Origin of the sequence: Butyrivibrio sp. (assembly GCF_017635265.1) — a bacterium.
GTDB lineage: Bacteria > Bacillota > Clostridia > Lachnospirales > Lachnospiraceae > Butyrivibrio.
Map to the genome: position 1 here is coordinate 23,173 of NZ_JAGBLU010000085.1, position 7,245 is coordinate 30,417.

Below are 7,245 nucleotides of genomic sequence, written 5' to 3' on the forward strand. Positions count from 1 at the left end.
ATAGCGTTATGCTCCAAGTTATAACGCATTTACGTATTCCTTAAACTTCTTCCCCCTGGTTTCATAGTTGGGAAACATATCCCAACTTGCACAAGCCGGCGACAAAAGAACCGCATCACCTTCCTTGGCACTTGATGTACAATATTCCAGTGCTTCCTCAAAGCTGTCTTTGAAACAATAATCGTTAAAGCCATGCTTTTTGGCACATTCTGCTATCTTTTCTTTTGTCTGACCGATAAGAACAAGCAGCTTTACTTTATCCCCAAAATTCTCAATCCACTCATCGTACTCACTGCCCTTATCATAGCCACCGCCAATTAAAATCGTCGGCTTACTCATCGCTCTGATTCCCTGAATAGCAGCATCAGGGTTAGTTCCCTTTGAATCATTGTAATAATCAACGCCTCTCTTAGTAGCAACAAATTCAATTCGGTGTTCAACCGCCTTAAATGAGTGTATAACAGAGAGAATCGTTGCAAGCGGAACTCCCATTGAAAGAGAAATTGCAATAGCAGCCATTACATTCTCAACATTGCAAAGTCCAACAAGATTCATATCATGAATATTCATAATACTTGTGGCATTGCCTGAAGTACTCATAAATATTTCTTCTCCATCGAGATAAAAGCCATCGGATAGTTTTTCTTTAGTAGAGAAAAATATAACCTTGGCAGGGCATCTTGCTCCGAAATCTCTTGTGTAAACATTGTCATAATTAAGCACACAAGTATCATCTTTTGTCTGTCTGTTAGTTATGTTTTCCTTCATGGAAGCATAACATTCCATTGTATGATGTCTGTTTAAGTGATCAGGTGTTATGTTAAGAATAGCAGAAACATTGGCATGGAAGTTATCAACTGCCTCAAGCTGAAAAGAACTGATTTCACCGGTAGTAACGGAATCTTCAGTCATTTTAAGCGCACTTTCAGCATAAGAAACGCCAATATTCCCGACAACATATGTATCAGAGAAATAAGCTTTCATTATATCCCCAACCAAAGTTGTGGTAGTTGTCTTGCCGTTTGTTCCTGTTATAGCAACAAGCCTTCCCTTTGAAAAACTATAGGCAAGCTCAATTTCACTCCATATAGGGATATTTTTTGCTTTAATTCTCATAACTGTAGGTGCATCAAGGGGAACTGCAGGACTTGGAACAGTTAAGGCCAGTGTATCAAGCACTTCATCTGATATTTCACCCACTATGATCTGTGTGTTATCTCTATCCTCTTCATGTAGCTTATTTTTAATATCATCTACAGTAACCTTCGTATTTTCTTCCAATACGATAGGCTGTGCTCCAACCTGATGAAGAAGTCTCACAGATCCGACTCCTGACAGCCCGGAACCAATTACCAGTACTTTTTTTCCAATAATATCTTCTGCTTTCATTTCTTTTTCCTTCACATATCAATAGTTATTACAATCCGGCATATGCAATAAGGCACATAAGAATTGTTACTGTAGTAAATACATTTACAACTTTAGTTTCAGACCAGCCGCCTTTTTCAAAATGGTGATGAATAGGAGCCATTCTGAATATTCTTTTACCGTGTGTTATCTTAAAATATGAAACCTGCATTATAACCGAAACCACTTCTAAAGCGTAGATAAATCCAACTATCACAATAAAGACAGGCATATGCATAACATAAGCTATTCCTGTAACAAAGCCTCCAATTGCAAGTGAACCTGTATCTCCCATCATAACCTTTCCGGGATACACGTTGTACACAAGATATCCCAAAAGGCCTCCCAGCATTGCCGAAGACATAGCCTCTGCGCCTGTAGCACCTGTTACCATTCCGGCTACCGCAAAAAATGCCGCTACAACTGCTGTTACCGATGCGCAAAGTCCGTCAACTCCATCTGTGAAATTAGTTCCGTTTGCTGTTCCGAGAGCAATAAAGAAAAGAACAGGAATATTCCAAAAGCCAAAATCAAGCATTATATCCGTAAAAGGTATTTTCATAGCAAGTGAAAGATCTGTAAAGTTCTCTATATATAAAGCAAAGATCACTACAATCAGAAATTGTCCAAGGATTTTTTGCCATGCACGAAGACCAAGATTATGTTTTTTTACTACTTTAATGTAGTCATCAATAAATCCGATAATCCCAAATCCAAAAGTGAGAATAAGAACAGGAATAACTTCCTTGTGACCTGCCCCATAGAATAAACCGATCACAAAAAACGGAATAAGGAAAATAATTCCTCCCATTGTCGGAGTACCTGTCTTTTTCTGATGAGACTCAAGTCCCTCTTCACGTTCTGTCTGTCCTGCCTTAAGTTTTTTTAACATGCCGATTACTGATGGTCCGATAATAACCGCCACTACAAATGAGACAAGAACAGGGATTAAAATTCTGCTTAAATAGTTTTCCATAATACAACCTCTATTAATTAGTAGCACTACTGCTTTCTGAAGAAGCTTCGCCCGGCTCTCCTTCAAAATCCGGAAGCGCATCTCCTCCGATTACACTTCCTGTATCCGGATCAATAAGATTTCCGTTACTCGGGTCTACATAATATCCCGTAGTAGGATCTTTGTCAAACGACTCCCAAATGCTTGATCTGTCTACCGATGTAGTATCTGAAGATGCCTCACTTGCAGCTTCTTCTGTATTTTCTGTATCACCTGCATTTTCTGTATTTTCAGCCTCTTCCGAGCCTTCTTCGCTATTTTCATCCTCGGCAACTGCTGTTGTGACCAGTTGTTCACGAAGGGTTTCAAGCTCAGCAATTTCTTTTTCAGAAAGTTCTTCTGTCATAGGATAGTTAAGATACGGAAGTGCCTCTGTAAGAACCGCTCTTACAATTCTGGTTGCAAACTTGGCATCATCCTGATAAAGAGCATTAGGTCTGTCTACCACAACATAAATTGCAATATCAGGATCGGATGCCGGCGCATATCCCATAAAAGAAACTACATACTGATGGTTTCCACGGGGAAGTGTCTGAGCAGTTCCTGTCTTACCGCCTATCATGTACCCCGCAGGACGGGCTGTTTTACCTGTACCTTCAGCTCCCGCCACGACCTGATTACAATACTCTATGATCTTATCGGATGTACTCTGTGATATTGTCTGTCGTAATACTCGTGGTTCAATATTTTTAATAGTAGCTCCACTACTGCTGACAATCTTTTTAACTACATGAGGCTCATAATAGTAGCCGCCGTTAATAAGTGAACAAAACGCCGTGATCATCTCAATCATATCAACGTTGAAGCCCTGTCCGAATGAATTTGTAGCAAGGTCGGTGGATGTCATGTTTGATGCACTGTAAGTAAGGCCTTCTGTTCTCGCCTCACCTGCAAGGTCTATGTTTGTCTTAAGTCCAAAACCGAAGTCTTTTTGAAACTTGGTAAAAGTATTAACGCCGATAGCCTGGGCAACATACATCATTGCAACGTTACAGGATATTTCAATGCCTCTCGATACCGAAACGTAACCATCACCATATGTATTATGGCATTTGATCTCCCAACCGCCAACCTCAAGCTTACCGAGGCAGTTGTAAACTTCATCTCCTGTTATAGAACCGCTTTCAAGTCCTGTTGCTACAGTGAAGGGTTTTGCGACAGAACCCGGCTCATAGGTATCGGCTATGCAGAAGTTTTTCCAAAGTGCATTGTAATTCTGATAGAGCTGCTCATCTGTAAAATCAGCAAGCATTTCCTCTGTAATATATACTCCAGAGTCATAAACCGACTCTCCCTGTACCTTATTGCCCTTTTCATCAACTGCCGGCATACCTATAAGTGCTGATGTGTCTCTCGGATTATTAAGATCAAATCCGGGATAACTGGCCATGGCAAGAATATCGCCTGTATGGACATCCATTATTATACAGCCCACATTATTGGCGCCGTTTCCTTCTCTGGCATTATTCTTGTACTGTTCATTAAACTCTTTTAAATGTTTTTCAACGATCGTCTGAAGATTACCGTCAATAGTTGTAACTATGCTATCTCCATCCGTAGCAGAAATTGTGGTTCTTTCCAAATTGGAATCATCATCAAGATAACCATATTCTCTGCCCGGGGTTCCGCTAAGTACACTGTTGTAATACTCCTCAAGACCGTACATTCCGGTATTATCACTGGAAGTAAAACCAATAAGGTCACTTGCAAGTGACCCGTTTGGATACTTACGGATATAGCTTTCTTCAAACCATACACCCTGTATATTCTCGTCATAAGTATCAGATCCGGGAGTAATAAGTCCCTGAAATTCACTTATTTCCGAATAAGACAGCTTTTTTGCCAAAATATAATATTGGGAAGAAGGATGTTCAGAAAGATAGTTTCGTATTTCTCCGCCATCAAGATTAAAACATCTCACAAGTGCTTTTACTGTCGGTTCGAGATATTTAGAATCCCTTAACAGAATCTTGGCATCAAGAATCACATTGTATACTTTCTCACTATAAGCAAGAATAGTATTGTTTGAATCAAGTATTTCTCCTCTTCTGAAAGGAATTGTTGTGGAATCATATTGTTGTTGGGAAAGAACCTGTTTTTGATATTCTTCACCATTGTTTTTAGTTATAAGGATAAGTCTGACCCCTAACCCAACGAAAGCCAGTAGTACCAATACAAACAGCACCACCAGCTTTTTCCGCATTCCTATAGTAAACTTCTGTTTATTTTTTTCCTTACGCCTTTTCATTAATACTAAATCCTTCCAATTACACCATTACAATTATAACCACATTTAGTATCCGGGGCAAATTTTTATGCTTAGTTCTGTGGTATAGGTGCAACCTGGCGTACATAGTCATTTCCACCGCCATCGCTGTATGTCACAATCTGTCCTTCGCTGGCATAAGTCATACCATACTCCTGAATAGCAATTCTTTTAACCTCATCCAGATCCACATTACCATTAGCTCTGTTGTAAGCCTCATCATTATCCTGTTTCAAAGTATTAAGCTGGCTTTCAAGTTGTGCCACATGTTTAACACTGTTTTTTATCTGTGACTGCAGGTTAATATACCAGGCAAGGGTTCCCACCATAAGTACCATTGCCAATGATAAAAATACAAGATACCCAAGACTCATGTGATGACGTCTTCTGTTCTTCTTTTGAGGCTCCTGCACATGGAATTTGTCTTTTTTATGGTTTGGTTCATTTATCTTTCTTACTGCATTTCCGCGAATATATTCATTTGCCATGTCAGCCTCCCTTCTTACTGCATTTGCAGCTTGCTATAAATCATATTATTTTTTCAAACACCCTCAGCTTGGCGCTTTGAGATCGTTTATTCTCTGAAAGTTCCCTTTCACCCGGCAAAATAGGTTTCCTTGTTATTATCTTTCCCTTGGATTTTTTTCCGCATACACAAACCGGAAAATCCGGCGGACAGGTACAAGGATTTTCATTTTTTCTGAAATTGTTCTTGGTTATTCTGTCTTCCAATGAATGGAATGTGATTACACAAAGTCTTCCACCGGGATTTAAAAAATCTATAAATCCATCCAAAGAATTCTGTAAAACGTCTAGTTCTCTATTTAGAGCAATCCTAATTGCCTGATAAGTTCTCTTTGAAGGATGTCCTCCTTTTTCTCTCATCTTGGCAGGTATTGCCGCTTTGATTATGTCGTTAAGCTGGCCTGTTGTTTCAATTGGAGATTTAGCTCTTTCAATACAGATATGTTTTGCAATATTCTTGGCAAATTTATCCTCGCCATAATCTCTTATGATATGAAACAGTTCCATTTCCGAATAATCGTTAATGATATCTCTGGCAGTAAGAGCCTGCCTCTGATCCATTCTCATATCAAGAGGAACATCTTCCTTATAGGTAAATCCTCTTTCGGCATTATCAAGCTGGTATGATGAAACCCCAAGATCAAGAAGGATTCCGTCAACGCCCTTTACCCCCAATTCTTTAAGCCTTACAACTGCATTCTCGTAGTTATCTCTTATAATAGTGACTCTGTCTGCAAATGGTTCTAATCTCTTAGTGGCTGCTGCTATGGCATCTTCATCCTGATCGGTTCCGTAAAGATGTCCACCGCTTGTCAGTCTCTCTGCTATATGAAAAGAGTGACCGGCACCTCCAAGTGTTCCATCAAGATAGATTCCGTCAGGCTTAATATTCAAATTGTCCAAGCACTCATCAAGAAGTACTGAATAATGTTTGAATTCCATACTTTTACCTACTTGCATATTCTCATAATATCTATGCACGCTTTTGTCATTAAGCCATGCGCCAGACTCGTAACGCTCCGCGTTCCTCGTTGGTGGGCTTGTGCCCTATATTTCATGAGATTATCGCCAATATGTATGCAAGCATCCAATTTGTATAATCTCATGAAATGCATACATTTTCCGTTATTAAGCCATGCACCAGACTCGAAACGCTCCGCGTTCCTCGTTGGTGGGCTTGCGCCCTATATTTCATGAGATTATCGCCAATATGTATGCAAGCATCCAATTTGCATAATCTCATGAAATGCATGGCTTAAATGCTTAAACCATATTCACTCATCTTAGCGGCAATTCCGTTGATGTCATCGAAAGTACTTGCCTTCTCCCACTCTGACTTACTCCAAATTTCAGCTCTGTTACCTACACCTGCGATAACTGCTTCCTTTTCAATCTTTGCATGTTGCAAAAGATTAGCCGGTAAAAGAATCCTTCCCTGCTTGTCAACTTCGGCATCAATCGCACCTGCAATAAAGAAACGCCCAAGCATTCTGGCTTCCGGTTTATCCATTGGTAGAGACTGTAGCTTTTCCTCGAACTGGTTCCAGCCCTTTTCTGCGAACACAAAAAGGCATCCGTCAAAGCCCTTAGTAACCACAAATTGATCACCCAAAAGCTCGCGGAATTTAGCAGGTATTATGAGTCTTCCCTTAGCATCTATGGAATGACTATATTCGCCTTTAAATGCTGCTCCCACTTATTTTACCACTTTTCTACCACTTTCAACCACTTTTTGACACTTTTTACCACTCAAGCACATTATAGAACACTTTTTTCTTACTGTCCATTAAAAATATATAAAGTATCCTTTCTTGAAAACTTACGCATATGAACTGAATGTTTAGACATAGTTCTGTTCACTCCGGTATTTTTCAATGTGATAAATTGAACATAAAACGCCCACAAAAGACTTGTTTCATGCTTATTCAGAGCACAAGTCTTTTGTGGGCTTATTTATATCCATTTATCATCATTTCAAAATCGTTCACATAACTATGTCTAAACTTCCAGCTCATCTGCCGTTCTGCTATAA

The 7,245-nt window shown here is 39.6% G+C and carries 6 protein-coding genes; all 6 read right to left on the bottom strand.

What is annotated here, in order from left to right; translation table 11 throughout:
• Positions 1 to 18: 18 nt before the first annotated feature.
• The 6 genes from murD to mraZ all read right to left on the bottom strand — a co-directional run bounded on the left by murD (position 19) and on the right by mraZ (position 6,909).
• Positions 19 to 1,389 carry a UDP-N-acetylmuramoyl-L-alanine--D-glutamate ligase gene (murD, locus tag J6O61_RS09870; RefSeq protein WP_292212530.1) on the bottom strand — a complete coding sequence of 457 codons (1,371 nt, stop codon included), beginning with the start codon at positions 1,387 to 1,389 and terminating at the stop codon, positions 19 to 21.
• Positions 1,390 to 1,417: 28 nt separating this feature from the next.
• Positions 1,418 to 2,383 (bottom strand): phospho-N-acetylmuramoyl-pentapeptide-transferase, encoded by a 966-nt coding sequence (gene mraY / locus J6O61_RS09875; RefSeq protein WP_292212533.1) that lies wholly within the window; start codon positions 2,381 to 2,383, stop codon positions 1,418 to 1,420.
• Positions 2,384 to 2,396: 13 nt separating this feature from the next.
• On the bottom strand, positions 2,397 to 4,670 hold the full coding sequence (locus tag J6O61_RS09880; protein WP_292212535.1) for a penicillin-binding transpeptidase domain-containing protein: 2,274 nt from the start codon (positions 4,668 to 4,670) through the stop codon (positions 2,397 to 2,399).
• 71 nt (positions 4,671 to 4,741) lie between these two features.
• Positions 4,742 to 5,176, bottom strand: a complete 435-nt coding sequence (locus tag J6O61_RS09885) for a cell division protein FtsL (protein ID WP_292212537.1) — start codon at positions 5,174 to 5,176, stop codon at positions 4,742 to 4,744.
• A gap of 40 nt (positions 5,177 to 5,216) precedes the next feature.
• The gene (gene rsmH / locus J6O61_RS09890) at positions 5,217 to 6,155 is read right to left on the bottom strand and encodes a 16S rRNA (cytosine(1402)-N(4))-methyltransferase RsmH (protein WP_292212540.1); all 939 of its coding nucleotides are present in this window, start codon (positions 6,153 to 6,155) and stop codon (positions 5,217 to 5,219) included.
• A 313-nt stretch (positions 6,156 to 6,468) separates the two neighbouring features.
• On the bottom strand, positions 6,469 to 6,909 hold the full coding sequence (mraZ, locus tag J6O61_RS09895) for a division/cell wall cluster transcriptional repressor MraZ (RefSeq protein ID WP_292212544.1): 441 nt from the start codon (positions 6,907 to 6,909) through the stop codon (positions 6,469 to 6,471).
• Between the last annotated feature and the right edge of the window lie 336 nt (positions 6,910 to 7,245).

Coding starts and splice junctions, on each gene's coding strand:
- J6O61_RS09880 (WP_292212535.1), bottom strand. CDS start 4,670: ATGAAAAGGCGTAAGGAAAAAAATAAACAGAAGTTTACTATAGGAATG.
- mraY (WP_292212533.1), bottom strand. CDS start 2,383: ATGGAAAACTATTTAAGCAGAATTTTAATCCCTGTTCTTGTCTCATTT.
- rsmH (WP_292212540.1), bottom strand. CDS start 6,155: ATGGAATTCAAACATTATTCAGTACTTCTTGATGAGTGCTTGGACAAT.
- J6O61_RS09885 (WP_292212537.1), bottom strand. CDS start 5,176: ATGGCAAATGAATATATTCGCGGAAATGCAGTAAGAAAGATAAATGAA.
- murD (WP_292212530.1), bottom strand. CDS start 1,389: ATGAAAGCAGAAGATATTATTGGAAAAAAAGTACTGGTAATTGGTTCC.